This window comes from Dactylosporangium sp. CA-092794 (assembly GCF_050948465.1).
Classification (GTDB): domain Bacteria; phylum Actinomycetota; class Actinomycetes; order Mycobacteriales; family Micromonosporaceae; genus Dactylosporangium.
Map to the genome: position 1 here is coordinate 5934524 of NZ_CP192044.1, position 25887 is coordinate 5960410.

The following is a 25887-nucleotide window of genomic DNA, read 5'->3' on the forward strand; positions in this document are numbered from 1 at the left end:
CCTCCCGAAGTCGTGAACAGCCGTTTCTCGGCGGCGAACGTGAGCCTAGCAAGCGCTTGGTCGCTCGCCAAGCATCCGCTCGGACAGTTGACCAAGCGCTTGCTTCATTGTTACGGTCGCGTTGCGTCCGTGCCCCGTCAGTCCGCGAAGGCACGGCTCTCTCCTCGAGTGATTGGCGCATGAACATGACCGTTGTCGCGGCACCGTCGCGGTTGCTCATCGGCGGCGAGGCGCACAGTCCCACCGCCGGCACCTACCCCATCGTCAACCCGGCCACCGAAGAGGTCGTCGCCGAGGCGCCGGTCGCCGGCCCCGGTGACGTCGAGGCCGCGATCCAGGCGGCCAAGGAGGCGTTCCCCGCCTGGGCGCAAACCTCCCGCGAGGAGCGCGCCCGCCTGCTCAACCGCGCCGCAGACATCGTCGAGTCGCGCGCCGACGAGCTCGCCGCCCTGATCCAGGCCGAGACCGGCGCGCTGATGTCGGTCGCCCGCTGGTTCCAGGTACCGGGCACCGCCGGGCGGCTGCGCCGCTACGCCCGCGGCGCGCTCGAGGTGCGTGACGTGCCGCTGGCCCCGCACCCCGTCCCGTCCACCGTGCTGGGCCCCGGCGCGCTGGCCGGTGCCATCGCCGCCCGTCGTCCGGTCGGCGTGGTCGCCTGCATCACCCCCTACAACTGGCCGATGGGCTCGATGGCCGGCAAGGTCGGCCCGGCCCTGGCCACCGGCAACACGGTCGTGGTCAAGCCCGCGCCGCAGGACCCCCTGGCCTGCCTGGCGCTCGGCGAGATCATGATCGAGGCCGGCTTCCCGCCCGGCGTGATCAACGTGCTCACCGCCGCCGGCCCCGAGGCCGGCGCGGCGCTGGTCGACTCGCCGGACGTCGACATGATCAGCTTCACCGGCAGCACCGCCGTCGGCACGCGGATCGCCGAGACCGGCGGCCGCACGCTCAAGCGGCTCTTCCTCGAGCTGGGCGGCAAGGGCGCCGCGATCGTGCTACCCGACGCCGACATCGCCACCGCGGTCACCGGCATCGCCGCTACCTGGACCTTCCAGTCCGGGCAGGGCTGCATCCTGCCGACCCGCGCGCTCATCCACCGCTCGATCTACGACGAGATGGTCGCGGCGCTGGCCGCCAAGGCCGGGTCGCTCAAGGTCGGCGACCCGCTGGAGTCCGACACCGTCGTCGGCCCGGTGATCAGCGCCGCCCAGCGGGAGCGGATCGAGGCGCTGACCCAGTCCGCCCGCGACGAGGGCGCCCGGATCGCGGCCGGCGGGGTGCGCCCCGAGCACCTGGCCCGCGGCTTCTACGCGGTGCCCACGCTGGTCAGCGACGCCGACCCGGCGATGACGATCGCGCAGAACGAGGTCTTCGGCCCGGTGGTGACCGCCATCCCCTACGACACCGTCGACGAGGCGGTCGAGATCGCCAACGGCACGCCGTACGGCCTGCACAACTACGTCTTCAGCCGGGACCTCACGGCCGCCTACGACCTCGCGCCGCGGCTGCGGTCGGGCTACGTGAGCCTCAACAACAGCCTCCAGCACCCCGAGGCGCCCTTCGGCGGGTTCAAGCGCAGCGGGCTCGGCCGCGACGGCGGCTCCTTCGCCCTGGACGTCTACACCGAACTGCAAAGCGTCGTCTGGACCTGATCCGTCTCGGTCTTATCGCTCGGAAAGGAGTCTTACGTGACCTACCTCGACAAGGCGTTCGACCTCTCCGGCACGGTGGCCGTGGTCACCGGCGCGGGCAGCGGCATGGGACGCGTGGGAAGTGAGGTGCTCGCCGAGGCGGGCGCCAAGGTGGTGGTGGCCGACATCGACACCGCGCGGATCGACGAGACCGTCGCCGCCATCACCGCTGCCGGCGGTACCGCCAAAGGAAAACAGGTCGACGTCTCGCAGAAGGCATCGGTGGACGACCTGGTCGACTTCGCGGTGGCGGAGTTCGGCCGGATCGACAGCATGCTCAACGTGGCCGGCGTGCCGCACAACGTCGACGTCGTCGACGTCACCGAGGAGGACCTCGACCGGATCATCGGGATCAACCTCAAGGGCACGTTCTTCGGCTGCCAGGCCGCGATGCGGGCGATGCTGCCGCAGGGATCGGGCGCGATCGTCAACGTGGCCTCGTCCATCATCGACCTGCCGTTTCAGGGGTACTCCGTCTACGGCATGACGAAGGCCGGGGTCACGATGCTCACCCGGGTGCTCGCCGCCGAGGCCGGCCCGCACGGCATCCGGGTCAACACGATCGCCCCCGGCTCCACGGTCAGCGGCTTCATCGACCGGCACCGGTTCAACGACAAGGGCGAGCCGGACCCGGAGCGCTTGGAGCGCTACGTGAGCAACATGAAGGCGACCTCGCCGCTGGGGCTCATGGGCGAGCCGATCGACCAGGCGTACCTGCTGCTCTACCTGGTCGCGCCGGCGTCGAAGTTCGTCACCGGCAACACGTTCCGCGCCAACGGCGGCAACGCCCGGCCCTGGTGAGGATTCCCCCGGTGGACAGTCAGTGGGAGACGGTGTGGGACGTGCTCCTGCACCGGGCCGAGGAAACGCCCGACGGGCTCATCGCCGTCGACGAGCACGGCCGCCGCCTGACCTTCGCGCAGCTGCGCGACGAGGCCGAGGCGGTGGCCGCGCACCTGGTCACGCTCGGCGTGGGCCAGGACACGGTGGTGTCCTGGCAGCTGCCGACCCGGGTCGAGTCGATGATCCTGATGGCGGCGCTGACCCGGCTCGGCGCGCTGCAGAACCCGATCGTCCCGATCAGCCGCGAGCGCGAGGTCGGCTTCATGGTCGAGCAGCTGCGCACGCGGCTGCTCGTCGTGCCGACCGTGGTGCGCGGCTTCGACCACGCCGCGATGGCCCGGGGCCTGCGGGCGCGCAACCCGGAGCTGGACGTGCTCGTGCTGGAGGACCGGCTGCCCCGCGGCGACCCGGCGGTCCTGCCACCTCCGCCGCCGCGGCCGGCCGGCTTCGCCGGCTACCCGGTGCGCTGGGTGCTCTACTCGTCCGGCTCCACGTCGGACCCGAAGGGCGCCCGGCACACCGACGGCAGCGTGCTGACCATGGGCCGCAACCTGATCGGGCGGCTGGAGCTGACCCCGGACGACCGGGTCGCGATGGTCTCACCCTTCGCCCACATCGGCGGCATGACCTGGTTCGTGATCAGCCTGCTGGCCGGCTCGGCGAACATCCTCACCGAGCGCTTCAACGACGAGGCGATCGCGGTGCTTAGCCGCGAGGGCGTGACCATCGCCGGCACCACCACGCCGTTCCACGAGGCCTACCTCAAGGCCCAGCTGGCCTCGCCCGCGCGGATCTTCCCGAACGTGCGGGCGTTCCCCGGCGGCGGCGCGACCCGCAGCATGGACCTGCACCGCCGGCTCAAGGCGGCCTTCGGCGGCGTCGGGGTCGTCTCCGGCTACGGATCCACCGAGACCGGGCCGCTGACCATCCCGAGCATCCACGACGACGACCTGATCCTCGGCGAGACCGAGGGCCGGCCGTACGACACCACCGAGATCCGCATCGTGCGCGCCGACGGGTCGCTGGCCGCGGTGGGGGAGAGCGGCGAGGTGTGCGCCAAGGGCCCGCAGATGATGCTGGGGTACGTCGATCCGGCGCTGGACTCCGCGTTCGACCGGGACGGCTTCTTCCACACCGGCGACCTCGGCAGCCTCGACGCCGAGGGCAACCTGCGCATCACCGGCCGGCTCAAGGACATCATCATCCGCAAGGGCGAGAACATCAGCTCGCAGGAGGTGCAGGAGCTGCTCGCCCTGCACCCGTCCATCGAGGACGTCGCGGTGATCGGCATGCCCGACCCCGAGGTCGGCGAAATGTGCTGCGCGGTCGCCGTGCTCGCGCCCGGCGTCGCGTCGCTGACGCTGGCGGACGTGAAGGAGTTCCTGCTCGGCAAGGGCCTCGCCGTGCAGAAGGTGCCCGAGCGGCTCGTCTTCGCCGAGAGCCTGCCGCGCACCGACACCGGGAAGATCATGCGACACCTGCTCCGCGAGCGGCTCGCACAGGGAAAGGACGACGATGCCCCTCAATCCTGACTACGTCGGGCGGACCTTCGCCGCGCCCGAACCCTACGAGGTGAGCCGGGAGAAGATCCGCGAGTTCGCCGAGGCGATCGGCGACCCGCAGCCGGCGTACGTATCCGCGGAGGCGGCCCGCAAGCTCGGCTACCCGGACGTGATCGCCCCGCCGACCTTCGCCGTCGTCCTGTCCGCCCGCAGCGGCGAGAACCCGATCTTCGAGCCGGGCATGGGCATGCAGTACGAGCGGGTCGTGCACGGCGAGCAGTCCTTCGTGCACCACCGCCCGATCACGGTCGGCGACGTGCTGTGGGTCTCGTCCCGCATCGCCGCCATCGAGGTCGCCGGCCGGCACGAGCGGCTGCGCACCGAGACGGAGATCCGCACCGGCGACGGCGAGCTCGTGTGCACCTCCGTCAACGTGCTGATGAGCCGGGGGACCGCCGCATGACCACGCCCACCTTCGCCGGCGTCGAGGTCGGCACCGAGATCCCGCCGCGCACCTTCGTGGTGAACCGGGAGAGCCTGATCCGCTACGCGGGCGCCTCCGGCGACTTCAACGTCATCCACTGGAACGAGCGGTCGGCGAAGGCGGTCGGCCTGCCCGACGTCATCGCCCACGGCATGCTCACCATGGCCGAGGTGGCCCGGCTGATCACCGACTGGACCGGCGACCCGGGCGCCCTGGTCGAGTACCGCCTCCGCTTCTCCAAGCCGGTCGCCGTCCCCGACGACGAGCACGGCACCGGCATCGTGGTCACCGGCCGGGTGCAGGAGAAGCGGGACGGCAACCGGGTCCTGGTCGCGCTCGAGGCGTCCGTCGCCGGCGAGCCCGTCGTGGCGGCCGCGCAGGCCGTCGTGCGCCTCGGGTAGGCGGCGGTGCGGTACACGGTCATGCACGTCGGCGGCCCGGTCCAGGACCTGGCCGCCGCGATCGCCGAGCACCGCCGCTTCGGCGTCGGGCCGTGGTCGGTGACCGAGCCCCGCGAGTTCCGCACCTACGACCACGCCGCCGGCCGCGAGGTGACCCAGCGGCTGTCGATGGCGTTCGGCCGGCTGCCCGGCGGCGGCGCGGTCGAGCTGGTCGGGGCCGGCGACGATCCGCACCGCGGGCCGCAGTGGCAGCTGCTGCAGCGCGGCGCGGCGCTGACCCACGTCGCCTACTGGTGCCCGGACGTGCCGGCCGCGATCCGCGACCTGGTCGCCGGCGGCGCCACGATCGAGACCCTGCCGGTCGCGCCCGGCGTCGCGCCGGCGTCGCTCGGCGAACGCATCTCCGCGGCCCGCACCGCCTACCTGCTGCTGCCCTCCGGCCTGCGGGTCGAGCTGGTCGACGCGGGCCTGTGGGGCGCGCCGCTGCGTGCGCTGTGCGGCGCCGGCATCGACGCCGTCCTCGACCCACCGTCGACTCCAGAAGGGATGTTCCATGGCTGAGGCGTTCATCGTGGACGCGGTCCGCACCCCGGTCGGCCGGAAGCGGGGCGGCCTGGCCGCCACCCACCCCGCCGACCTCGCCGCGCACGTGCTGCGCGGCCTCGTCGAGCGGGCCGGCATCGACCCGGCCGAGGTCGACGACGTCGTCCTCGGCTGCGTCGACATGGCCGGCCCGCAGACGGCCAACGTCGCCCGCACCGCCTGGCTCGCCGCCGGGCTGCCCGAGGAGGTGCCGGCGGTCTCCATCGACCGGCAGTGCGGCTCCTCGCAGCAGGCCGTGCACTTCGCCGCCCAGGCCGTGCTGTCGGGCACGATGGACCTCGTCGTCGCGGGCGGCGTGGAGAACATGAGCATGGTGCCGATCGGGTCGGCCGTGGTGCCGGAGTACCCGTGGCCCTCGCCCTTCAACGACTCGGCCGGCTTCCGCGCCCGCTACGGCGACACCGAGGTCTCGCAGCTGCGCAGCGCCGAGATGGTCGCCGAGAAATGGGGCCTGTCCCGGGAGGCGATGGAGGCCTACACGCTGGAGAGCCACCGGCGGGCCCTGGCCGCGATCGCCGGCGGCCGGTTCGCCGCCGAGACGCTGCCGATCGCGGGCGTCACCGCCGACGAGGGCCCGCGCGCCGACACCAGCCCGGAGAAGCTGGCCGGGCTGAAGCCGGTGCTCGACGGCGGCCGGATCACCGCAGGCCTGGCCAGCCAGATCTCCGACGGCGCCGCCGCGCTGCTGATCGCCTCGCAGGCCGCGGTCGACCGGCACGGCCTGCGCCCGCGCGCCCGGATCCACCACCTGAGCGTCCGCGGCGACGACCCGGTGCTCATGCTGACCGCGCCGATCTCGGCGACCCGCCGGGCGCTGGACCGCACCGGCCTCGCCGTCGGCGACATCGACGTGTTCGAGGTCAACGAGGCGTTCGCGAGCGTGCCGATGGCCTGGGCGGCCGAGCTCGGCGCGGACCCGGCGAAGGTCAACCCCAACGGCGGCGCGATCGCGCTCGGGCACCCGCTCGGCGCCACCGGCGCCCGGATCATGACCTCGCTCGTCGCCGAGCTGGAGCGCACCGGCGGCCGCTACGGCCTGCAGACGATGTGCGAGGGCGGCGGGCTGGCCAACGTGACGATCATCGAGCGGCTGGGCTGAGGCGGAGGAGTCATGGCGAAGATCGCGTTGTCGATGAAGCCGACCGGGTGGTTCCAGATCGCCTGGTCCAAGGAGATCGCTCCGGGCGAGGTGAAGCCGATGAAGTACTTCGGCCAGGACCTCGTCGCCTTCCGCACGGCCGGCGGGCGGCTGCACGTGTTCGACGCCTACTGCGAGCATCTCGGCGCGCACCTCGGCTACGGCGGCACGGTCAGCGGGGAGAACCTCGTCTGCCCGTTCCACGGCTGGGAGTGGAACGGCGAGGGCCGCAACGTGTGCATCCCGTACCAGGACCGGCCGAACAAGGCCCGCCGGATCCGCTCGTGGCACGTGTCGGAGCGCAACGAGTGCGCGTTCGTCTGGCACGACGTGGCCGGGCGGGACCCGCTGTTCGAGGTGCCCGACGTGTTCACCAACTTCGGCGACGGGCTGACCGCCGACGACTTCTACCCGGGTTACCCGGCCGGCACGCTGATCCGGGAGCGGCTGGAGCTGCACCCGCAGTACGTCATCGAGAACGGCGTCGACTTCGCCCACTTCAAGTTCGTGCACCGGGCGGCCGAGCTGCCGACGTTCACCCGGCAGGAGTTCGACGACTGGATGTTCCACGTCGCCTTCGACATGACCTTCCGGCCCAGCCGCAAGTCGGCGGTGGCCGGCGCCGGCACCGAGATCAAGGGCGGGGCCGAGGCGACCAACGTCGGCATCAGCCTCGGCCTGTCCCGGGCCTGGGGCGCCGACACGATGCGCTCGCTGGTGTCGGTGACCCCGGTCGACGAGGACACCTCCGACATCCGCTCGACGTCGTGGTTCCAGCGGCTGCCCGGCGACGCCGGCACGGACCTGCCCGAGCGGCTGGGCGGGCGGCTGCGCATCGCCAACAACCAGTTCCTCGCCGACGTCGCGATCTGGCAGCACCAGCGCTACTCCGAGCCGCCGGGCCTGGCGACGGCGGAGGCGAAGGGCTTCCGCACGCTGCGCCGGTGGGCCACCCGGTTCTACCCCGACGAGGACAGCAACCGGCTGCTGCGCCTGCAGGACGCCGGCACCGAGGCCCCGGAGGACTACCAGCCCGACGACGAACCGGTGGCGGTCGACCGCACGGCGGGCGGGGAATGAGCCTGGCGGAAGTCATCCAGCCCGAGCCGGTGGAGGCGGGCCTGTATCGCGGCGCCGCGCAGCCGACGCCGACGCTGCGGCTGTTCGGGGGCCTGGTGCTCGCGCAGGCGGTCGTGGCCGCCGGCCGGGCGATGCCCCCGGATCGGCAGGTGCACAGCATCCAGGCCCGGTTCGTCCGGGCCGGCGACTCGCAGCGGCCGGTCGACTACGAGGTCGACGTCATCTCCGCCGGCCGGGCGTTCGCCGTCGCCCAGGTGACCGCGCGCCAGAGCGGCAGGATTCTCTTCGTGGCCACGGTGTCGGCGCAGCGGCCCGGCGATCCGGGGCCGAGCCACCAGGACCCGAAGCCGGAGATCGCCGACCCGCGGCGGCTGCCGTCCGGCGTGCCGCTGATGGTGCGGATGAGCCCGCGCGACCCGGAGATCTACCTGCGCCGGTTCGCCGGGCTCGACCTGCGTTACGTCGACGACGGCGCGCGCACCCGGGCCGGCGTCCCGATGCCGCGGCAATGGTGGTGGCGGGCCGAGACCGAGCTGCCCGCCGATCCTCTGGTACACCAGGCGCTGCTGGCCTATCTGACCGACTTCACGGTGCTCGGCTCGACGCTGCGGCCGCACCGGCTCGGGTTCGAGGACCCGCTGCTGCAGACCGCCTCGCTCGACCACGTCATCTGGTTCCACCGCCCGGTGCGGCTCGACGGGTGGCTGCTGTGCGACCAGGCGTCGCCCTCGGCGTCGGGCGGCCGGGGCCTGGGCACCGCCCGGGTCTTCACCGAGGACGGCCTGCTGGTCGCCTCGGTGGCCCAGGAGGGTCTGCTGCGCTACGTCAGCTGATCGCCGCGATGTCGCTGAGCGGCCGGGCGTCCCCGAGCGGGGCGCCCCCGCGCGCGTAGCCGTCCAGGAAGACCGTCACGAAGTGCTCGGCCAGCCGGTGGGTGTCGTACTCGGTGTCGGCGTGGAACCAGCGCACCGACAGCCACAGCGAGTCGCGCAGCATGCGGTAGAACACGCGGGTCGGGATGTCCGGGCGCAGCGCGCCGCGGCGCACCCCGTCGTCCAGCGTGTCCAGCCAGGTCTGCTGGATCTCGCCCGCGGCGACCCGGAAGCGGTCGGATCCCGGCAGCTTGCGCAGGTTCTTGAACTCGTTCTGGTAGATCTCGGTCGCGTGCGGGTGGCGGTGCGCCACCTCGAGCGAGACCTGAACCAGCGCGCTGATCCGGGCCCGCGGCTCGGTGTTGGCCGTGATCGCGGTGCGGTAGCCGGCCTGCAGGTCGGTCAGGTAGCTCGACACGATCTCGTCGACGATCGCGTCCTTCGACGCGAAGTGGTGGTACAGGCTGCCGGACAGCATCCCGACGTGCTCGGCGATCTCCCGGACCGTGGTGGCGGCGATGCCCCGGGCCGCGAAGAGCTCCGCGGCGACGTCAAGGATGTACTGGCGGCGGTCCCGCGGCTCTGACATACGGATACCTACCCATCGGATGGCCCACGGCGGGGCCCTCACGCCACTATAAAGCAAGCGCTTGGTCTTGTACGGATCGGATCATCGGCCACGGTTTCGCGAACAATCGAGCAAGCGCTTGATTCGCCACGTGAGGCGCCTTACAGTTTTCAGCACTTAACCCGCGAGAAACACTGAGCCAGAGGCGGTGAGCCGTGACCAACACCGCTGTCGAGCGACCCGGGCCGCGGTTGGGCAAATCCTCGTCCCGCCGCGCGTTCCCCACCGCACGCCGTCTCGCCCGCCGGTTGGGCGAGCTCGTGCTGGTGCTGTTCATCGCCAGCTTCCTGACCTTCTCCACCGCGTCGCTGCTGCCCGGCGACCCGGCGGTGGCCATCCTCGGCCCGGAGCACCCGCAGTCCGACTACGTGGCGCTGCGCCACCAGATGGGGCTCGACAAGCCGTTCCTGGTCCGCTACTTCTCCTGGCTCGGCCACGCGCTGCAGGGCGACCTCGGGATCACCCCGATCCCGCCCGGCGGTCAGGTCTCCGACCGCATCCTCGCCGCCCTGCCGGTCAGCGGGGAGCTCGCCATCCTGGCCATCCTGCTGGCCGTCGTGCTCTCGGTGCCGATGGCGCTGGTCAGCGCGAGCCGCCCGGGCGGGCGTGCCGACCGCGTGCTCACCGCGACGGTCTTCGGCGTCATCTCGGTGCCGAGCTTCCTGCTCGGCCTGGTCATCATCATGGTCCTGGTCAACAAGACCGGCGCCTTCCCGCGCAACGGCTGGGTGCGCCTGGGCGACGGCGGCCTCGGCCCGAACCTGTACCACGCCTTCCTGCCGGCCTTCACGCTGGCGCTCAACGAGGCCGCGATCTACGCGCGGCTGCTGCGCAACGACCTGGTCACCACGCTGCGCGAGGACTTCATCCTCGCGGCCAAGGCCAAGGGCATGCCGAGGGTACGGGTGCTGGTGCGCGAGGCGCTGCGGCCCTCGTCCCTCGGCGTCGTCACCATCGCCGGCATCAGCCTGGGCCGCCTGCTCGGCGGCACGGTCATCGTCGAGACGCTGTTCGGCCTGCCCGGGCTCGGCAGCCTCATCGTGAAGGCCGCCTCCGACGGCGACGTCATCCTCATGCAGGGCGCCGTGCTCGTGATCGCGCTCGGCTACGTGCTGGTGAACGCGCTCGTCGACATCTCCTACACCTGGCTCGACCCGAGGATCCGCCGTGAGCGACCGTGACGTGATCACCATGGTGAAGCGCAGCGCGGCTCTCGTGCCTGCGCCCGACCCGGCCGCGCCCAAGCCGCGGCGGCGGCCCTTGCGCGCCGTGCTCGGCGCGCTGCTGCTCCTCGCCGGCATCGCCGCGTTCGTCGTCGCGGCCGGCGGCCGGCTGGGCGACGCACCGGGCATCGTGTACTGGCTGGTCGCGCTGGCCGGCCTCGCGGTCGCCTACCGCGGCCTCGGCGGCCTGCTGCGCTGGTGGTTCGGCGCCGGCATCGACGTGCTCTTCTGGGTGCTGGCCGCCTGGCTGGTGCTCGTCGTCGGCTCGGCGGCGATCGCGCCGCTGCTGCCGCTGGCCGATCCCAGCGACACCGCCGCGAGCCTGCTCGAGCCGTCCATGGCCGGGCCCCAGCTGTTCAGCGACCATCCGCTGGGTACCAACAACTTCGGACTCGACCTGTTGTCCCGCGTCATCTTCGGCGCCCGCGCGTCGCTGACCATCTCGGTCGTGGCGGTCGCCATCGGCCTGGCCATCGGCGGCACCATCGGCATCATCGCCGGATACCGGCGCGGGAAGTTCGACTGGATCGTCGGCATCCTGGTCAACTCGCTGCTCGCGTTCCCGCCCCTGATCCTGCTGCTGGCTCTGGCCACCAACCTCAAGCCCAGCGTGGGCACGCTGCTGCTCGGCCTGTCGATCCTGGCCGTGCCGCTCAACGTGCGCCTGTCCCGCGCGGTGAGCATGCAGGTCGCCGAGCGCGAGTACGTCGAGGCGGCCCGCTCGATGGGCGCCACGCACACCCGCGTCTTCTTCCGCGAGCTGCTGCCCAACGTCCTGCCCAGCCTCATCTCGTACTCGATGATCGTGGTGGCTGCGCTGATCGTCGCGGAAGCGTCGCTGAGCTTCCTCGGCCTCGGCATCCGGCCGCCGGAACCCTCGTGGGGAAACATGATCGCCGAGGGACAGCAGGGCGTGTTCGAGGAACACCCCCACATCGTCCTGGTCCCCGGCGTGGCTCTCTTCCTGACCGTCCTCGCCTTCAACCTCGTCGGCGAACGCCTCCAGGCCCGTTGGGACCCGCGGCGCAGCCGCCTCTGAGCACCCCCTGGCATTTCCGAGGAAGGACCATTCCATTGAACGGCACCTCGTTCCGCAGGATCGCGCGCGCCCGCTCGGCCGTCGCCGTCCTCGCCGTGGCCGGCCTGCTCGCCGGCGCGTGCAGCAAGTCGGACGGCGGCTCCAGCCCGTCGGCCAACACCTCGCCGGCGTCGGCCGGCACCTACAAAGAGGGCTTCGTCAACGGCGGTGACGCCACCGGTACCCCGGTCAAGGGCGGCCAGCTGACGATGGCCGTCTACGCCGAGACGCCCAGCCTCGACCCGGCCGTCACCCCCGGCACGGGCTACGTCGGCGGCACCGAGATGGCCGCCATCTTCGACGTGCTGATCCGCTTCGACCCGACCACCGGCAAGTACGAGCCGCAGATGGCCAAGTCGCTGACCCCCAACGCCGACTACACCGACTGGACGCTCGGGCTGCGCGACAACGTGACGTTCTCCGACGGCACGAAGCTCGACGCGAACGCGGTGAAGACCAGCCTCGAGCGGATCGCCAAGAAGGGCCGCGCCGGCTGGCCGATCTCGCAGAACGTCGCCAGCATGACGGTGACCGACCCGCTCACCCTGGACATCAAGCTCAACAAGTCGCTGCCGGCGTTCCCCTACGCCCTGGCCTACAGCCCGGGCCTGATCACCTCGCCGAACGCCGACCAGCAGGGCGACGCCTACGGCCGCAAGCCGATCGGCGCCGGGCCCTACACGGTGGAGAAGTACGCGCCCGGTGAGGAGATCGTCCTCAAGGCCCGCGACGACTACTGGGGCGGCCGGCCCAACATCGACACCCTGCGGTTCGTGCCGATCACCGGCGACAAGGCCAAGCTCGACGCGCTGGACTCGGGCACCGTGAACCTCGCGTTCCTGGGCGAGCCGACCGGCGTGCACAGCGCCTTCACCGGCGGGCGGCCCGGCTTCCTGACGCTGTCCAACGAGGGCCAGGCGCTGCTGGTCAACATGGCGCCCGGGCGGCCGACCGCCGACCCGAAGGTGCGCCAGGCCATCGCCTACGCGATCGACCCGAACGTCATCAACCAGCGGGTCAACGAGGGCGCCGGCCTGCCGACGAAGGCGATGTACGGCCCGACCTCGCGCTACTACTCGCAGTCCGTGACCGGCCTGCCCTACGACCCGGCCAAGGCCAAGCAGCTGCTCGACGAGGCCAAGGCCGGCGGCTACGACGGCAAGCTCAAGCTCGTGTCGTCGAGCTCGCCGATGCGCTCCAACATGGCCCTGGCCGTCCAGGCGCTGCTGGAGAAGGTCGGCTTCACGGTCGACACCGACGTCACCGGCACCACCGCCGACCAGACCCGCAAGGTCAATATCGAGAAGAACTTCGACATCTCCACCAGCGGCCCGGCCTACCGGGAGCAGGAGCCCTACATGGAGATCACCAAGACGCTGCTGAGCGGCTCCGCGCAGAACGCCAGCAACTACAAGAGCCCGCAGATGGACGCGCTGCTCAAGCAGCTCGGCGAGGCCAAGAACACCGATGAGGTCAAGGCCAAGCTCGGCGAGATCCAGAACCTCATCAACACCGACCAGCCGATCATCGGGCTCGCCACGATCCCGGAGATGCTCGCGTGGAACAAGAACGTGAAGGGCGTGGAGATGTCCATCACCTCCACCATGCTGCTGAACAAGGCCTGGATCGAGAAGTGAACACCACCGACCCGCTCGTCACGGTGACCGGACTGCGCACCACCTTCGACACGCCCAAGGGGCTCGTGCGTGCCGTCGACGGCGTGGACCTCACGGTCGGCCGCGGCGAGCGGGTCGGCATCGTCGGCGAGTCCGGCTCCGGCAAGTCCGTGCTCGTCCGCACGCTGATGAACCTGTTCCGCGACGACCCGTACACCACGGTCGACGGCCAGGTCGTCTTCGACGGCGAGAACGTCCGCGAGATGTCCCGCGAGCGGCGCCGGCACTTCTGGGGCCGCGACATCGCGATGGTCTTCCAGAACCCGATGACCTCGCTCAACCCGGTCAAGCGGGTCGGCGACCAGATCACCGACCCGATGCGCTTCCACCTCGGGCTGGGCCGCAAGGCGGCCCGGGCGGCCGCGATCGAGCTGCTCGTGCAGCTCGGCATCCCGGCGCCGCAGCGGCGCATCGACCAGTATCCGCACGAGCTGTCCGGCGGCATGCGGCAGCGCATGGCGATCGCGGTCGCCCTGTCGTGCGCCCCGAAGCTGCTGCTCGCCGACGAACCGACGACCGCGCTCGACGTGACCGTGCAGAAGCAGATCCTCAACCTGCTCGACCGGCTCGTCGCCGAGCGCGGCATGTCGGTGGTGCTGATCAGCCACGACCTCGGCGTGGTCGCCGGGCGCACCGACCGCATCGCGGTGATGTACGCCGGCGAGGTCGTGGAGACGGGCCGGCCGCACGAGCTGTTCCGGCAGTACCGCCACCCCTACACCCGCGGGCTGCTCAACTCCGCGCCGCGGCTGCACGGCGCGAAGCACGCGCGGCTCGACGTGATCGGCGGCCTCCCCCCGGACCTGACCGCGCTGCCGCCCGGCTGCCGGTTCGCCGCCCGCTGCCCGCAGGTCCAGCCGCGCTGCCTCGACGAGCGGCCGGTCCTGCGGGAGGCCGGCCCGAACGGGCACCGGTCGGCCTGCCACTTCCCGGTCGGCACGCCGTCCGGGGAACAGGCTCTGGCACACAACCGGGACAGCGGCATCGCCGCCGTGGTGGAGGAGGTGGCCTCCTGATGGCCGGATCGGGCGACGCGCACCTGCGGCCGGGCGACGGCGCGGTGCTGCGGGTACAGGACCTCGAGGTGCAGTTCCCGGTCGCCGGCGGGTACGTGCACGCCGTGTCCGGGCTCAGCTTCGACCTCCTGCCGGGGGAGACGCTGGGCATCGTCGGCGAGTCCGGCTGCGGCAAGTCGACCTCGGCCCGCGCGATCATGCGGCTGGTGCCGTCGGTCGGCGGGTCGGTCCGGCTGGAGGGCCAGGAGCTGCTCGGCCTGCCCGACCGCGAGGTGCGCCGGCGCCGGCTGCGCATGCAGATGATCTTCCAGGACTCGGTGTCCTCGCTCAACCCGCGCCGCACCGTGCGGGCCCTGGTCTGCGAGGGCGCCGCGATGTGGAACCGCCGGATGACACCCGACGAGGTCGACCTGCTGCTCGTCTCCGTCGGCCTGGACCCGCGGATCGGCTACCGGCGCCCCTACGAGCTCTCCGGCGGGCAGTGCCAGCGGGTCGCGATCGCCCGCGCCCTCGCCCTCGACCCGGCCGTGCTGGTCTGCGACGAGCCGGTCTCCGCGCTCGACGTGTCGGTGCAGGCGCAGATCCTCAACCTGCTGCACGACACCCGGGACCGCCTCGGGCTGTCCACCGTGTTCATCTCGCACGACCTCGCCGTGGTGAAGAACATCAGCGACCGCATGCTGGTGATGTACCTCGGCAAGGTCTGCGAGGCCGGCGACGTCGACGAGATCTACCGCGAGCCGGCCCACCCCTACACCCGGTTCCTCAGCGCGGCGGTCCCCGAGCCCGACCCGGAGGCGCCGATCCTGCCCGACGAGATCACCGGCGAGCTGCCCTCGCCGCTGGACCCGCCGTCCGGCTGCCGCTTCCGCACCCGCTGCCCGCTGGCCACCGAGCGCTGCGCCGGCGAGGAGCCGATCCTCCGGCCGGTCGGGCCGGACCGGTTCGTCGCGTGCCACCACCCGTTGATCGGAGACCCGTCATGAGCGAGACCCTCACCGCGGTCGAGACGGCCCTGTCGCCGCTGACGACCGCCCTGCGCGCCGACGGCTACCTGCTGCACCTCGCGGTCGCCGACGGCGGCGGTTTGCGGGTGCGGGTCGAGGCCGGCCCGGACGCCTGCGCCGACTGCCTGGTGCCCAAGCCGCTGTTCGCCTCGATCCTGCGCGACCGGCTCGGCGAGGCCGGCGTCACCGTCGGGGAGCTTGCCCTGGAGTACCCCGCATGAACGGCGACTGGCTGCTCGACCTCGCCGACGAGTCGCCCGAGGGCATGTACAAGCTGTTCGAGGAGCGGGGCTGGGGCGACGGGCTGCCGCTGGTACCCCCGACCGAGCAGCGGGTCGAGGCGATGCTGATGCACGCCGCGGGCGACCCCGACGAGGTGCTCGCCGTGCTCCACCCGCGCTCCGGCGCGGTGACCCGGCGGGCCGTCGCCGTCAACGCGGTGCTCGCGGGCTGCCCGGCCGAGGTCTTCCCGGTCGTGCTGAGCGCCGTGCGCGCCCTGGCCCGGCCCGAGGTCAACCTCCGCGGCGTCAACGCCACCACCCACCCGGTCGCGCCCCTGGTGATCGTGCACGGCGAGATCGTGCGCACCGCCGGGTTCAACGCCGGCACCGGCGCCTTCGGGCCGGGCAACCGGGCCAACGCCACCGTCGGCCGGGCGGTACGCCTCGCCATGCTGCACATCGCGGGCGCCCGCCCCGGATCCGGCGACGCCGCCACGCACGGCAGCCCGGCCAAGTACGCCTACTGCGTCGCCGAGAACGCCGACGAGTCGCCGTGGGGGCCGTATCCGGCCTCGATCGGCGTCGACGCGGCCAGCGCGGTCACCGTCTTCTGCGGCGAGCCGCCGCACAACATGCACGACACCGAGGCGGCCGGCGACCCCCGGCTCATCCTCGACAAGCAGGCGTCGGTGATGGCGACGCTCGGCTCCAACAACGCGCCGATCTCGCAGGGCGAGTTCTTCCTCGGCGTCGGCCCCGAGCACGCCCGCACGTTCGCCGACGCGGGTCTGGAGCGCTCCGACATCGCGTCGTACCTCTACGAGCGGGCCCGCATCCCGGCCCGCGAGTTCCGCCGGCACTTCGAGGAACTGGCCTGGGCGCCGTGGATGAAGCTCTGCGCCGACGACCACCCGATGCCGATGACCGGCCACCCCGACAACATCCGCGTCTTCGTCGTCGGCGGGCCGGGCAAGCACAGCGTGATCATCCCCTCCTGGGGCATGACCCGCTCCGCGACCGTGCCCGTGGCGGGCTGAGAGGAGCACCTGGTGACGGCTACCCGGATCTACCGGCCGGACAGCGATCCCGCGCCCGAGCCGACCCGCCGCGCGGCCGCGCCGGCCGGCCTCGCGGGGCTGCGCGTCGCGGTCGTCGACAACGGCAAACCCAACGCCGGCCTGGTGATGGCCCGGCTCGCCGAGACCCTCTCCGGCCGGGCCCGCACCCGCACCACGGTGGTGACGAAGAAGGGGCCGGCCGGGCGGTCGGCCAACGCCGCCATCCCGGCCGCGCCGGACATCGTCGAGCGCGTGGTCGCCGGCGCCGACCTGGTGATTACCGGATCCGCCGACTGCGGCAGCTGTACCGCGTACAGCGTCTACGACGCCATCGAGTTCGAGCGGCGCGGCCTGCCCGCGGTCGTGGTCACCACCACGAAGTTCGAGCCGATCGCCCGCTCCATGGCCGTCCACTTCGGACTGCCCGGCACCCGGATCCTGGTGCTGCCGCACCCGTTCGGCGCCACCGACGCGGCAACGCTGCGCTCCTGGGCGGACGCGGCGGTCGAGGACCTCGCCGGGCTCTACCTGGACGCCGCGCGGTGACGCTGGGCGTCTGGAGCCGGGCGTTCCGCCGCCTCGCGCCCGACCGGCTCGCCGACGTCGCCGCGGAGCTCGAGTCCCTCGGGTACACCACCATCTGGATCCCCGGCGAGACCGGCGGCGACGTCCTGGACACGGTCGGCGCGGCGCTCGCCGCGACGAGCCGGGCCCGGGTCGCGACCGGGGTACTCAACATCTGGATGCACGAGCCCGCCGACGTCGCGGCGGCCCACGACGCGCTGCTGGCCCGGTTTCCCGGCCGGGCGGTGCTCGGCCTCGGCGTCAGCCACGGCCCGGCCGTCGAGCGCTACACCGCGCCGCTGCGCGCGATGACCACGTTCCTGGACGGCCTCGACGCCGCGTCCGACGTGGCCAAGCCCGCCGACCGGGTCCTCGGCGCGCTCGGCCCGCGCATGCTGGAGCTGGCCCGGTCCCGCACCGGCGGCGCCCACCCCTACCTGGTCACCCCGGCCCACACCGCGCGGGCCCGCGAGCTGCTCGGCCCGGACGCGTGGCTGGCGCCCGAGCAGAAGGTCCTGCCGGAGACCGACCCGGACCGCGCGCGGGAGCTCATCCGCGGCCGGCTCGCCTACCTCTTCGCGCTCCCCAACTACCGCAACAACCTGTTGCGGCAGGGCTTCACCGACGCCGACCTCGAGGGCGGTGGCAGCGACCGGCTCGTCGACGCGCTCGTGCTCTGGGGCGGGCCCGACCGGATCGCGGCCGGGCTGGCCGCGCACCGGGCGGCCGGCGCCGACGAGGTGGCGCTGCACGTGCTCACCCCCGATCCGGCGGAGGCGCCGCTGGAGCAGTGGCGCCGCCTTGCCGCACTCGGTACCACATAAGGAGGGTCCATGACCGACTTCGAGGGCAAGGTCGCGATCGTCACCGGCGGCGCGTCCGGCGCCGGCCGGGCCACCGCCGCCATCCTGGCGCGGCGCGGCGCGGCCGTGGTGATCGCCGACATCAACGGCAACGCCGCCGCGGAGACCGTCGACGAGCTCACCGCCGCCGGCGGCCGGGCGCTCGCGGTGCGCACCGACGTGTCCAGCCCCGACGAGACCGCGGCGGTGGCCGCCCGCGCGGTCGACGAGTACGGCCGCCTCGACGTGCTGGTCAACTGCGCGGCCGCGCTCGGCCCGGACGTGCTCGGCCGGGACACGAACGTGGTCGACGTCGACCTCGACGTCTGGCGGCGCTCGCTGGAGGTGGACCTGTTCGGCGTGATGCTCAGCTGCCGCGCCGCGATCCCGCACCTGCTCGCCGCCGGCGGCGGCGCCATCGTCAACTTCTCGTCGGTCGCGGCGATCCGCGGCCGGTGGGTCAGCCCGGCGTACGCCGCCGCCAAGGCCGGCATCATCGGGCTCACGATGAACATCGCCACCACCTACGGGCACAAGGGGATCCGCTGCAACGCGGTGGCGCCCGGCCTGATCCTGTCGCCCATCGCGCTGCAGATGCTCAACGCCGAGGACAAGCGGATCCAGGCCTCCCACCTGCTGCTGCCCTCGCAGAGCACGCCCGAGGAGGTCGCCGATACCGCGGTGTTCCTCGCCTCCGGCGCCGCCCGCTACGTCACCGGCCAGCTGCTGGTCGTCGACGGCGGCCTGACCAGCCACTCGCCGTCCTACGCGGACTACTTCGACAGCCAGGTAAGGTTCGAGAGCAAGGTACGGTTCTAGGTGGACCGCGTCGTCATCGTCACCGGCGCGGCCGGCGGCATGGGCTCGGCGACCGCCCGGCGTTTCGCCGCCGAGGGCGACCGGGTCGTGCTCACCGACCTGCGCGAGGAGCGCCTCCGCGGCGTGGCCGCCGCCCTGCCCTCCGCTTCGACGCTGGTGGCCCCCGCCGACGTTGTTTCGTTGGATGCGGTACGCGCGGTGGTCGACGCCACGCTGGAGCGCTTCGGCCGCCTGGACGTCGTGGTCAACACCGCCGGCGGCCCGTTCGGCGGCGACCCGGTCTGGGCGGTGACCGCCGAGAACTGGCGCCGCTCGCTCGAGATCAACCTGACCGGCAGCCTGCACTGGATCCAGGCCGCCGCCCCGCCGATGATGCGGCAGCGCTCCGGCCACATCGTGCTGGTCGCCTCCGGCACCGGGCTGCGCCCCGGCAAGAACTACGCGCCCTACGCCGCCGCCAAGGCCGGCGTCATCGGCCTGACCAAGGCCGCCGCGCAGGACCTCGGCCCGCACCTGGTGCAGGTCAACGCGATCTGCCCGGGCCTGACCCCCAACGAGGAGAACGCCGCCGCGGTGGAGCTGATGAAGGACCGGTACATGGCCGACAAGCTGGCCCTGCCGGCCATCTCCTCGCCCGACGACTTCGCCGGCTTCGTCGCCTTCCTGGTCTCCAACAAGGTGGTCTCGGCGCAGGTGATGGCCCTCGACAGCCGGATGGTCATGTGAACCTCCTGGACACCCACACCCACGTCTCCCCGGGCGCGACGTCCGCCGAGGCGCTGCTGGCCGGGATGGACGCCGCCGGCGTGGGCCGGGCGCTGCTGGTGCAGGCGTTCGGCCGCCACGGCTACGACAACTCCTACGTGCTGTCCGCCGCGGCCGCCCACCCCGGCCGCTTCGCCGCGGTCGGCGTGGTCGACCCGCGCCGCGACGCCGTCGCCTCCGCCGCCGACCTGCTCACCCGCGGCGCCCTCGGCGTTCGGGTCTACGCGATCGCCCCCGAGCACGACTGGAACGGCCCGATCTGGGACTTCCTCGACCGCGAACGGGTGCCGACCGCGGTGACGGTGCTGCCGCGGGACCTGCCCGCCGTCGCCGCCATCGCCGCCGCCTACCCCCGGCTGCCGTTGGCGGTCGACGGCTGCGGCTTCACCGACGCCACCGACGAGCGGCTGCGCGCCGCCGCCGCGCTGCGCAACGTGTCGGTCAAGCTCACCGCCTGGAACATCGACCGGGACGCCGACGTGACGCCCATGGTCGAGCTGTTCGGCCCCGGACGGGTGATGTGGGGCTCCAACTTCGGCGACCCGGCCGACCGCCGCTATCCGGAACTGGCCGCGATGGGCCGGTCCGCGTGCGCGGGTCCCTTCGAGGCGGCGCTGCTCGGCGGCACCGCGGAACGGTTCTGGTGGTCGCGATGAACGATCAGGAGCAGCGCCTCGACCGGCTGGAGTCGATCGAGGCGATCCGGCAATTGGCCGCGCGGTACGCCCTGGCCCTCGACGGCCGCGACGTGGCCACGATGGCCGGGTTGTTCGTCGAGGACGTCGAAGTCGGTCGCCACGGGGCGGGCCGGGAGGCGCTGCGCGCGTTCTTCGACCGCATCCTGCGGCCGTACCGCCTGACGTTCCACCTGATCGGCAACCACGTCATCGACTTCACCGGCCCGGACACGGCGACCGGCATCGTCTACTGCCGCCCCGAGCACGAGGTGGGCGACCTGTGGATCGTGATGCCGATGGCGTACTTCGACCGGTACGAGCGCCGCGACGGCCGCTGGCTGTTCCGCAGCCGCGCCCCGAAGGCGTTCTACGCGGCCGACGTGCTCGAGCGCCCCACCGGCGACCGGTTCCACTTCCCGGACAACCCGATGATCCGCCGCGGCGCCCTGCCCGAGGAGTTCCCCACCTGGGCCCCGTTCTGGGAGTCCGCCGATGGCTGAGCTCCCGGCCCGCGTGGACCGCCTGGAGTCGGCCGCGGCGATCCGCCGGCTGGTCAGCGCCTACGCCGTGGCCCTGGACGCCCGCGACCTCGACACCCTGCTGGGCCTGTTCGCCCCCGACGTGCGTGCGTCGCTCGTCGCGCCGCTGCGCCGCATCCGCACCACGATCCTGCACGCCGGCACCCACGTGATCGACTTCGACACCCCCGACACCGCGCACGGCAACGTCTACACCCGGGCGGAGCTGGAGATCGGCCCCGACCGCTGGGTGGCGCAGGCCATCCACTACGGCGACCGCTACGTGCGCCGCGACGGCCGCTGGCTCTTCGCGGGCCGCCGGCACGAACTGTTCTACGGCGCCGACCACGGCATCCGCCCCAACGGCCTCCCGCCCGCCGACTGGCCCAGGGACGACGCCGGCGCCGGAACCGTCCCGTATCGCTGGAAGACCTGGCAGGATTTCTGGGAGGCCGCATGAACGACTTCGCGAACCGCACCGGCGTCGCCGTGGTGACGGGCGGCACCGGCGGCCTGGGCGGCGCCATCGTGCGCCTGCTGGCCGAGCGCGGCGCCAAGGTCGTGTTCACCTATCGCGGCAACGAGACCGCCGCCGCGGCCCTGTCCGACGTCGCCGTGCCGGTGCGCCTGGACCTGACCGATGCCGCGGCCACCCGCGCCGGCCTGGACGCGGTGGGGGAGGAGCACGGCGGGATGCACACGGTGGTGTACGCCTCGGGCCCGCACGTGCCGATGGTGCACCTGAGCCGGGTCGGTCCGGACCAGTTCGCCGACCAGATCTCCAACGACGTCCTGGCGGCGTTCCACCTGATCCAGGCCTCGCTGCCGTGGCTGCGCCGCTCGTCCGGCAGCCTCGTCGCCGTCACCACGGCCGCCACCAGGCGGTACCCGGTGCGCGACGGCCTGTCGGCGGTGCCGAAGGGCGCGGTGGAGCAACTGGTGTGGGGCGTGGCGGCGGAGGAGGGCCGCTACGGCGTGCGCGCCAACTGCGTCGGCCCCGGCATGCTGACGGACGGGATGGCCGTGCGTTTGATCGAGTCCCGCGACCTGGACGAGGCCGCGCTGGAGGCGGCCCGCCGCAACACCCCGCTGCGCCGCTTCGGCACGGCAACGGACATCGCCGAGGCCGTCTGCTTCCTGGCCTCGGACCGAGCCGGCTTCATCAGCGGCCAGAAACTCGACGTGGACGGCGGCTACGCCGTCTGACCTGGACTACGTTCGCGCCGGCCGTGCACGTCAGCTCGCCGCCTCCGCGCGGCGCGGCGGGCCGGACGTTGCGGGTGCATCACGCCGCCGGGTCAAGCGCTGGGCTTCCCGGCGCCGGTCAGCCACTCGCTGAGGACCGCGGCCTGGCTGTGGTCGACATCGTGGGTGGCGGTCAGCAGCGTCACCTTGTCGTGGTCGGCGATGTCCCGCAGATGGTCCGCGGCCTGCCGCCGCGCGGGCTCGCGCAGTTCCGTGAGGTAGCGGCGGCGGAACTCGGCGAAGCGGTCGGGCTTGTGGCCGTACCAGCGGCGCAGTTCGGTGGAAGGGGCGACGTCCCGCAGCCACTCGTCGAGGTGCGCGTCCGCCCTGCGCATCCCGCGCGGCCAGACGCGGTCGACGAGCACCCGCTTGCCGTCCTGAGGCGAGGATTCCTCGTAGATCCTGCGGTACGCGATGTCCTTGGTCATGGCAGTACTCCCCAAATGACCGATGACCGAACTCGTCCTCCTCCCATCATCCGCCTGCCGCCGATCCGCGGGCACCGCCGAGGCAACGGAGGTGTCGAACCCCTGGACCTGGGTAGGCGATGCCCTCATCGGCGATCCGTTGCACGGTGCTCTCGGTGCGGGCATACCCGACGCACCGGTGGCCGTCCCGCATGAGCCGGCGGACCAGATTCGCGCCCATCCTGCCCAGCCCGACCATACCGATCTGCATGGGCCTCTGCGTCGTCATGATGATTCCCCCTCAGGCGACCGCGGCGCGTTGTGCCGAGATCCTCCCCATCAGGTCGTTCCAGGCCGCGACGAACGACTTCGCCCCGTCGGACTGCAGTTTCGCGGCGAGGCCGGCCGTTTCGACGCCGGCGTCTCGGAACTGGGCCAGCATCGCGTCGCAGTCGCCGCCGTCGGCGGGCATCGGCTCCCCGACGTCGCCGTGGTCGAAGAACGCCTGCAGCGTCGCGTCGGGCATGGTGTTGATCGTGAACGGCGCGGCGAGCCCGTGCACGTAGAGCGTGTCGGAGGCGGCGGGGTCCTTGGTCCTGGTGCTGGCCCACAGCAGCCGCTGGATCCGGCCGCCGGAGTTCAGCACGCGCTGTACCCGGTCGGAGTCCATGAGCCGCCGGTACGCCCGATAGGTGGCGAGCCCGACGGCGAGCCCGAGCTGATCCTTCAGCTCCTCGGGCACGATGGTGGCGACCGCGACGTCCCAGCGGGACATGAACACGGAGGCCACCGACCCCACGGCGGGATCGAGCTGGCGCTCCAGCCGTCGCTCGACGCCGGCCAGGTACGCGTCCGCGGCGGCCTCGTACTGCTCGGGCGAGAACAGCAGCGTGACGTTCACGGGTACCCCGGACGCGACGCACTCGGTGATCGCCGGGCGGCCCTCGGCCGTCCCCGGGATCTTGATCAGCAGGTTGGGCCGCGCGGCCCGGGAGTGCAGCGCCTTGACGGCCTCGATCGTCTTCGCCGTGTCGTATGCGAGCAGCGGCGACACCTCCAGCGACACCCAGCCGTCCACGCCGTCGGTGCGCTCGTGCACCGGCAGGAACTCGTCCGCCGCGCGGCGCAGATCCTCGATCGCCAGCTCGTAGAACAACTCCTCGTCGGAGCACCCGGTCGCGGACTGCTCCCGGATCGCGTCGTCGTAGTAGCCGGACTCGACGGCCTTGTCGAAGATCGACGGATTCGACGTGAGGCCGGTGACCGTGTACGTGTCGATGTAATGCTGGATCTGACCCGAGTCGAGCAGGCCCCGGGTGATGTTGTCGAGCCAGAGGCTCTGCCCGTGCTCGTGCAGCGTCTGGGTTGCCCTCACGTCTCCTCCTCGGATGCGGCGGCGAAGCGCCGCTCATGCGTTCGCGGCGACCTGTTCCCGGGCGACCTGCGAGACGCGTTCGGGCGTGAAGCCGAACTTCCGCAGGAGCTCCTTGAGCGGCGCGGAGGCGCCGAACGTGTGCATGCCGACGACCGCGCCGGCGTCCCCCACGTAGCGCTCCCAGCCGAGCGTGGACGCCTGCTCGATCGCGACCCGCGCCCGCACCGCCGGCGGCAGCACCTCGTCGCGGTACTCGCGCGGCTGCCGGTCGAACAGCTCCCAGCACGGCAGGCTCACCACCCGGGCCCCGATGCCGCCGGTGGCCAGCTCGTCGCGCGCCGCGAGGGCGAGCTCCACCTCCGAGCCGGTGGCCAGCAGGATCACGTCCGGCTCGCCGGACGGCGCGTCGGCCAGCACGTACCCGCCCTTCGCCACCCCGGAGGCGGCCGCCAGCCGGCCGCGGTCCAGCGTGGGCAGCGGCTGCCGGGTGAGCACGAGCGCCGCGGGTGCGTGCCGCAGTGCGGCGACGACCCGCCAGGTCTCGACCACCTCGTTGGCGTCGGCCGGGCGGAACACCAGCAGCCCCGGCATGGCCCGCAGCGAGGCGAGCTGCTCGACGGGCTGATGGGTCGGCCCGTCCTCGCCGACCCCGATCGAGTCATGGCTGAAGATGTGTACCGTCGGGATCTCCATCAACGCGGACAGCCGGATCGAAGCCCGGGCGTAGTCGGAGAAGATCAGGAAGGTCGACCAGTACGGCCGGAGCTTGGTCAGCGCCATCCCGTTGGCGATCGCCGCCGACGCGTGCTCGCGGATACCGAGGTGGAAGTTGCGTCCGGGCCGGTCGCCGGCCTGGAAGTCGCCGGCGTCGTCGAACGTCAGGCGGGTCTTGGTGGACGGTGCGAGGTCGGCCGAGCCGCCCAGCAGCCACGGCACCGCCTGCGCGAGCGCGTTGAGCACCCGCCCGGAGGAGTCACGGGTGGCGAGCCCCTTCGCATCGGCCGGGAACGTCGGCAGGGCGTCCTGCCAGCCGTCCGGGAGTTCCCGTCGCTGCATCCGCTCGATCTCGTCGGCCAGCCGCGGATACTGGTTGCGGTACGCCGCGAAGCTCGACCGCCACGCGCCGCGCGCCGTGCTGCCGCGCGCGCCGATGCCCTGGGCGAACCAGTCGTAGACCTGGTCCGGGATGGAGAAGTCGGTGTCCTCGGGCATGCCGAGGAATCGTTTGGTCTCCCGCACCGCCTGCGGGCCGAGCGGTTCGCCGTGCGCCTGGGCGCTGTCCTCGACCGGGGAGCCGTAGCCGATGTGGCTGTGCACCACGATCAGCGTGGGCCGCTCGTGTTCGGCCCGGAAGCTGTGCAGCGCCCGCTCGACGGCATCGAGGTCGTTGGCGTCCGCGACGGTCGTCACGTTCCAGCCGTACGCGAGGAAACGCTCGGCCACGTCCTCGGTGAACGCGAGGTCGGTGGAGCCCTCGATCGTCACCCGGTTCGAGTCGTAGATCCAGCACAGGTTGGCCAGCCGCTGGTGACCGGCGAGCGAGGCCGCCTCCGACGAGATGCCTTCCATCATGTCGCCGTCCCCGGCGATGGCGTACACGTCGAAGTCGAAGAGCGGGAAGCCGTCCCGGTTGTACCTGGCGGCCAGCCACTGGCCGGCGACGGCCATCCCCACCGAGGTCGCGACGCCCTGGCCGAGCGGTCCGGTGGTGGTCTCGACCCCGCTGGTCCAGTGGTACTCGGGGTGGCCGGGGCAGCGCGAGCCGAGCTGCCGGAACGTCTTCAGATCCTCGAGGGTGACCGAGGGGCGGCCGAGCACCTCGTAGTCCGGATCGACCGCCCGGACACCGGCCAGGTGCAGCAGCGACCACAGCAGGGCCGAGGCATGACCTTCGGACAGGACGAACCTGTCCCGGTTCGGCCAGATCGGATCGGCCGGGTCGAAGCGCAGAAACCGCTGCCACAGCGTGTACGCCACCGGCGCGATCCCCATCGGGGTGCCCGGATGTCCGGATTTCGCCCGCTGGACCGCGTCCATGCACAGGCCGCGGATGGTGTTGATGGACAGCGTATCCAGATCGATCGTCGTGGTGGTCAACGTGACCTCCGTGGACTGTGTAGTCAACGCCGTTCCGTACCAACCAATATCCGCAGG

The 25887-nt window shown here is 72.4% G+C and carries 29 protein-coding genes; 24 read left to right on the forward strand and 5 right to left on the reverse strand.

Translation table 11 applies throughout. The features are described from left to right. Positions 1-179: 179 nt before the first annotated feature. The 9 genes from ACQPXD_RS25105 to ACQPXD_RS25145 are packed head-to-tail and all read left to right on the forward strand — an operon-like array spanning position 180 to position 8575. Positions 180-1652 carry an aldehyde dehydrogenase family protein gene (locus ACQPXD_RS25105; protein WP_432842578.1) on the forward strand — a complete coding sequence of 491 codons (1473 nt, stop codon included), beginning with the start codon at positions 180-182 and terminating at the stop codon, positions 1650-1652. Between the two features lie 36 nt (positions 1653-1688). Continuing rightward, positions 1689-2492 (forward strand): SDR family NAD(P)-dependent oxidoreductase, encoded by an 804-nt coding sequence (locus ACQPXD_RS25110; protein ID WP_432842580.1) that lies wholly within the window; start codon positions 1689-1691, stop codon positions 2490-2492. An 11-nt stretch (positions 2493-2503) separates the two neighbouring features. Then, positions 2504-4066 carry an AMP-binding protein gene (locus ACQPXD_RS25115; protein WP_432842582.1) on the forward strand — a complete coding sequence of 521 codons (1563 nt, stop codon included), beginning with the start codon at positions 2504-2506 and terminating at the stop codon, positions 4064-4066. Continuing rightward, the gene (locus ACQPXD_RS25120; RefSeq protein ID WP_432842584.1) at positions 4050-4499 is read left to right on the forward strand and encodes a MaoC family dehydratase N-terminal domain-containing protein; all 450 of its coding nucleotides are present in this window, start codon (positions 4050-4052) and stop codon (positions 4497-4499) included. Before ACQPXD_RS25115 ends, ACQPXD_RS25120 begins: the two co-directional genes overlap by 17 nt. Further along, on the forward strand, positions 4496-4921 hold the full coding sequence (locus ACQPXD_RS25125) for a MaoC family dehydratase (RefSeq protein ID WP_432842586.1): 426 nt from the start codon (positions 4496-4498) through the stop codon (positions 4919-4921). Before ACQPXD_RS25120 ends, ACQPXD_RS25125 begins: the two co-directional genes overlap by 4 nt. A 6-nt stretch (positions 4922-4927) precedes the next feature. Beyond that, positions 4928-5482, forward strand: coding sequence for a VOC family protein (locus ACQPXD_RS25130; protein WP_432842588.1), 555 nt, complete (start codon positions 4928-4930; stop codon positions 5480-5482). Next, on the forward strand, positions 5475-6623 hold the full coding sequence (locus ACQPXD_RS25135; protein WP_432842590.1) for an acetyl-CoA C-acetyltransferase: 1149 nt from the start codon (positions 5475-5477) through the stop codon (positions 6621-6623). The genes ACQPXD_RS25130 and ACQPXD_RS25135 overlap by 8 nt, the downstream gene beginning before the upstream one ends. 12 nt (positions 6624-6635) lie before the next feature. Continuing rightward, positions 6636-7742, forward strand: coding sequence for a Rieske 2Fe-2S domain-containing protein (locus ACQPXD_RS25140; protein WP_432842592.1), 1107 nt, complete (start codon positions 6636-6638; stop codon positions 7740-7742). After that, the gene (locus ACQPXD_RS25145) at positions 7739-8575 is read left to right on the forward strand and encodes an acyl-CoA thioesterase (protein ID WP_432842594.1); all 837 of its coding nucleotides are present in this window, start codon (positions 7739-7741) and stop codon (positions 8573-8575) included. The genes ACQPXD_RS25140 and ACQPXD_RS25145 overlap by 4 nt, the downstream gene beginning before the upstream one ends. Here ACQPXD_RS25145 and ACQPXD_RS25150 read toward each other — a convergent pair. Next, positions 8568-9203: a TetR/AcrR family transcriptional regulator gene (locus ACQPXD_RS25150; protein WP_432842596.1), complete on the reverse strand. Its 636-nt coding sequence runs from the start codon at positions 9201-9203 to the stop codon at positions 8568-8570. The genes ACQPXD_RS25145 and ACQPXD_RS25150 overlap by 8 nt on opposite strands. Before the next feature lie 194 nt (positions 9204-9397). Between ACQPXD_RS25150 and ACQPXD_RS25155 the strand changes: the two genes are divergently transcribed. From ACQPXD_RS25155 to ACQPXD_RS25225, 15 genes are read left to right on the forward strand one after another with little or no spacing between them, the layout of a single operon-like run. After that, positions 9398-10423: an ABC transporter permease gene (locus ACQPXD_RS25155; protein ID WP_432842598.1), complete on the forward strand. Its 1026-nt coding sequence runs from the start codon at positions 9398-9400 to the stop codon at positions 10421-10423. Further along, positions 10410-11504, forward strand: coding sequence for an ABC transporter permease (locus ACQPXD_RS25160; RefSeq protein WP_432842600.1), 1095 nt, complete (start codon positions 10410-10412; stop codon positions 11502-11504). Before ACQPXD_RS25155 ends, ACQPXD_RS25160 begins: the two co-directional genes overlap by 14 nt. 35 nt (positions 11505-11539) lie before the next feature. Next, positions 11540-13180 carry an ABC transporter substrate-binding protein gene (locus tag ACQPXD_RS25165; protein WP_432842602.1) on the forward strand — a complete coding sequence of 547 codons (1641 nt, stop codon included), beginning with the start codon at positions 11540-11542 and terminating at the stop codon, positions 13178-13180. Further along, entirely contained in the window at positions 13177-14235 is a 1059-nt protein-coding gene (locus ACQPXD_RS25170; RefSeq protein ID WP_432842604.1) for an ABC transporter ATP-binding protein, read from the forward strand. The genes ACQPXD_RS25165 and ACQPXD_RS25170 overlap by 4 nt, the downstream gene beginning before the upstream one ends. Beyond that, positions 14235-15221 (forward strand): ABC transporter ATP-binding protein, encoded by a 987-nt coding sequence (locus tag ACQPXD_RS25175; RefSeq protein WP_432842606.1) that lies wholly within the window; start codon positions 14235-14237, stop codon positions 15219-15221. The genes ACQPXD_RS25170 and ACQPXD_RS25175 overlap by 1 nt, the downstream gene beginning before the upstream one ends. Further along, positions 15218-15463 carry a hypothetical protein gene (locus tag ACQPXD_RS25180; RefSeq protein WP_432842608.1) on the forward strand — a complete coding sequence of 82 codons (246 nt, stop codon included), beginning with the start codon at positions 15218-15220 and terminating at the stop codon, positions 15461-15463. Before ACQPXD_RS25175 ends, ACQPXD_RS25180 begins: the two co-directional genes overlap by 4 nt. After that, positions 15460-16500: a hypothetical protein gene (locus ACQPXD_RS25185; protein WP_432842610.1), complete on the forward strand. Its 1041-nt coding sequence runs from the start codon at positions 15460-15462 to the stop codon at positions 16498-16500. Before ACQPXD_RS25180 ends, ACQPXD_RS25185 begins: the two co-directional genes overlap by 4 nt. A gap of 12 nt (positions 16501-16512) precedes the next feature. Then, complete coding sequence (locus ACQPXD_RS25190; RefSeq protein WP_432842612.1) at positions 16513-17067, forward strand: UGSC family (seleno)protein; 555 nt, start codon at positions 16513-16515, stop codon at positions 17065-17067. Then, entirely contained in the window at positions 17064-17909 is an 846-nt protein-coding gene (locus ACQPXD_RS25195; protein ID WP_432842614.1) for a TIGR03620 family F420-dependent LLM class oxidoreductase, read from the forward strand. Before ACQPXD_RS25190 ends, ACQPXD_RS25195 begins: the two co-directional genes overlap by 4 nt. A 9-nt stretch (positions 17910-17918) precedes the next feature. Continuing rightward, entirely contained in the window at positions 17919-18746 is an 828-nt protein-coding gene (locus tag ACQPXD_RS25200) for an SDR family NAD(P)-dependent oxidoreductase (RefSeq protein ID WP_432842616.1), read from the forward strand. Then, positions 18747-19472: an SDR family NAD(P)-dependent oxidoreductase gene (locus tag ACQPXD_RS25205; protein WP_432842618.1), complete on the forward strand. Its 726-nt coding sequence runs from the start codon at positions 18747-18749 to the stop codon at positions 19470-19472. Continuing rightward, on the forward strand, positions 19469-20167 hold the full coding sequence (locus ACQPXD_RS25210; RefSeq protein ID WP_432842620.1) for an amidohydrolase family protein: 699 nt from the start codon (positions 19469-19471) through the stop codon (positions 20165-20167). Before ACQPXD_RS25205 ends, ACQPXD_RS25210 begins: the two co-directional genes overlap by 4 nt. After that, on the forward strand, positions 20164-20688 hold the full coding sequence (locus tag ACQPXD_RS25215; RefSeq protein ID WP_432842622.1) for a nuclear transport factor 2 family protein: 525 nt from the start codon (positions 20164-20166) through the stop codon (positions 20686-20688). The genes ACQPXD_RS25210 and ACQPXD_RS25215 overlap by 4 nt, the downstream gene beginning before the upstream one ends. Continuing rightward, positions 20681-21166 (forward strand): nuclear transport factor 2 family protein, encoded by a 486-nt coding sequence (locus tag ACQPXD_RS25220; protein ID WP_432842624.1) that lies wholly within the window; start codon positions 20681-20683, stop codon positions 21164-21166. Before ACQPXD_RS25215 ends, ACQPXD_RS25220 begins: the two co-directional genes overlap by 8 nt. Next, positions 21163-21912 carry an SDR family NAD(P)-dependent oxidoreductase gene (locus ACQPXD_RS25225; RefSeq protein WP_432842626.1) on the forward strand — a complete coding sequence of 250 codons (750 nt, stop codon included), beginning with the start codon at positions 21163-21165 and terminating at the stop codon, positions 21910-21912. The genes ACQPXD_RS25220 and ACQPXD_RS25225 overlap by 4 nt, the downstream gene beginning before the upstream one ends. 92 nt (positions 21913-22004) lie before the next feature. Here ACQPXD_RS25225 and ACQPXD_RS25230 read toward each other — a convergent pair whose 3' ends face one another. The 4 genes from ACQPXD_RS25230 to tkt are packed head-to-tail and all read right to left on the reverse strand — an operon-like array spanning position 22005 to position 25830. Further along, a complete protein-coding gene (locus ACQPXD_RS25230) occupies positions 22005-22379 on the reverse strand; it encodes a DUF488 domain-containing protein (RefSeq protein ID WP_432842628.1) in 375 nt (124 codons plus the stop codon). Positions 22380-22425: 46 nt separating this feature from the next. Continuing rightward, on the reverse strand, positions 22426-22647 hold the full coding sequence (locus ACQPXD_RS25235) for an NAD(P)-binding domain-containing protein (protein ID WP_432842630.1): 222 nt from the start codon (positions 22645-22647) through the stop codon (positions 22426-22428). A gap of 12 nt (positions 22648-22659) precedes the next feature. Continuing rightward, complete coding sequence (gene tal / locus ACQPXD_RS25240) at positions 22660-23733, reverse strand: transaldolase (RefSeq protein WP_432842632.1); 1074 nt, start codon at positions 23731-23733, stop codon at positions 22660-22662. Positions 23734-23766: 33 nt separating this feature from the next. Next, complete coding sequence (gene tkt, locus ACQPXD_RS25245; RefSeq protein WP_432842634.1) at positions 23767-25830, reverse strand: transketolase; 2064 nt, start codon at positions 25828-25830, stop codon at positions 23767-23769. Positions 25831-25887 lie beyond the last annotated feature (57 nt).

What these genes read in the sequence shown, in the direction of transcription:
- ACQPXD_RS25105 (WP_432842578.1), top strand. Translation starts at nt 180, where the DNA reads ATGAACATGACCGTTGTCGCGGCACCGTCGCGGTTGCTCATCGGCGGC.
- ACQPXD_RS25120 (WP_432842584.1), top strand. Translation starts at nt 4,050, where the DNA reads ATGCCCCTCAATCCTGACTACGTCGGGCGGACCTTCGCCGCGCCCGAA.
- ACQPXD_RS25125 (WP_432842586.1), top strand. Translation starts at nt 4,496, where the DNA reads ATGACCACGCCCACCTTCGCCGGCGTCGAGGTCGGCACCGAGATCCCG.
- ACQPXD_RS25135 (WP_432842590.1), top strand. Translation starts at nt 5,475, where the DNA reads ATGGCTGAGGCGTTCATCGTGGACGCGGTCCGCACCCCGGTCGGCCGG.
- ACQPXD_RS25140 (WP_432842592.1), top strand. Translation starts at nt 6,636, where the DNA reads ATGGCGAAGATCGCGTTGTCGATGAAGCCGACCGGGTGGTTCCAGATC.
- ACQPXD_RS25145 (WP_432842594.1), top strand. Translation starts at nt 7,739, where the DNA reads ATGAGCCTGGCGGAAGTCATCCAGCCCGAGCCGGTGGAGGCGGGCCTG.
- ACQPXD_RS25150 (WP_432842596.1), bottom strand. Translation starts at nt 9,203, where the DNA reads ATGTCAGAGCCGCGGGACCGCCGCCAGTACATCCTTGACGTCGCCGCG.
- ACQPXD_RS25175 (WP_432842606.1), top strand. Translation starts at nt 14,235, where the DNA reads ATGGCCGGATCGGGCGACGCGCACCTGCGGCCGGGCGACGGCGCGGTG.
- ACQPXD_RS25180 (WP_432842608.1), top strand. Translation starts at nt 15,218, where the DNA reads ATGAGCGAGACCCTCACCGCGGTCGAGACGGCCCTGTCGCCGCTGACG.
- ACQPXD_RS25185 (WP_432842610.1), top strand. Translation starts at nt 15,460, where the DNA reads ATGAACGGCGACTGGCTGCTCGACCTCGCCGACGAGTCGCCCGAGGGC.
- ACQPXD_RS25200 (WP_432842616.1), top strand. Translation starts at nt 17,919, where the DNA reads ATGACCGACTTCGAGGGCAAGGTCGCGATCGTCACCGGCGGCGCGTCC.
- ACQPXD_RS25215 (WP_432842622.1), top strand. Translation starts at nt 20,164, where the DNA reads ATGAACGATCAGGAGCAGCGCCTCGACCGGCTGGAGTCGATCGAGGCG.
- ACQPXD_RS25220 (WP_432842624.1), top strand. Translation starts at nt 20,681, where the DNA reads ATGGCTGAGCTCCCGGCCCGCGTGGACCGCCTGGAGTCGGCCGCGGCG.
- ACQPXD_RS25225 (WP_432842626.1), top strand. Translation starts at nt 21,163, where the DNA reads ATGAACGACTTCGCGAACCGCACCGGCGTCGCCGTGGTGACGGGCGGC.
- ACQPXD_RS25230 (WP_432842628.1), bottom strand. Translation starts at nt 22,379, where the DNA reads ATGACCAAGGACATCGCGTACCGCAGGATCTACGAGGAATCCTCGCCT.
- ACQPXD_RS25235 (WP_432842630.1), bottom strand. Translation starts at nt 22,647, where the DNA reads ATGACGACGCAGAGGCCCATGCAGATCGGTATGGTCGGGCTGGGCAGG.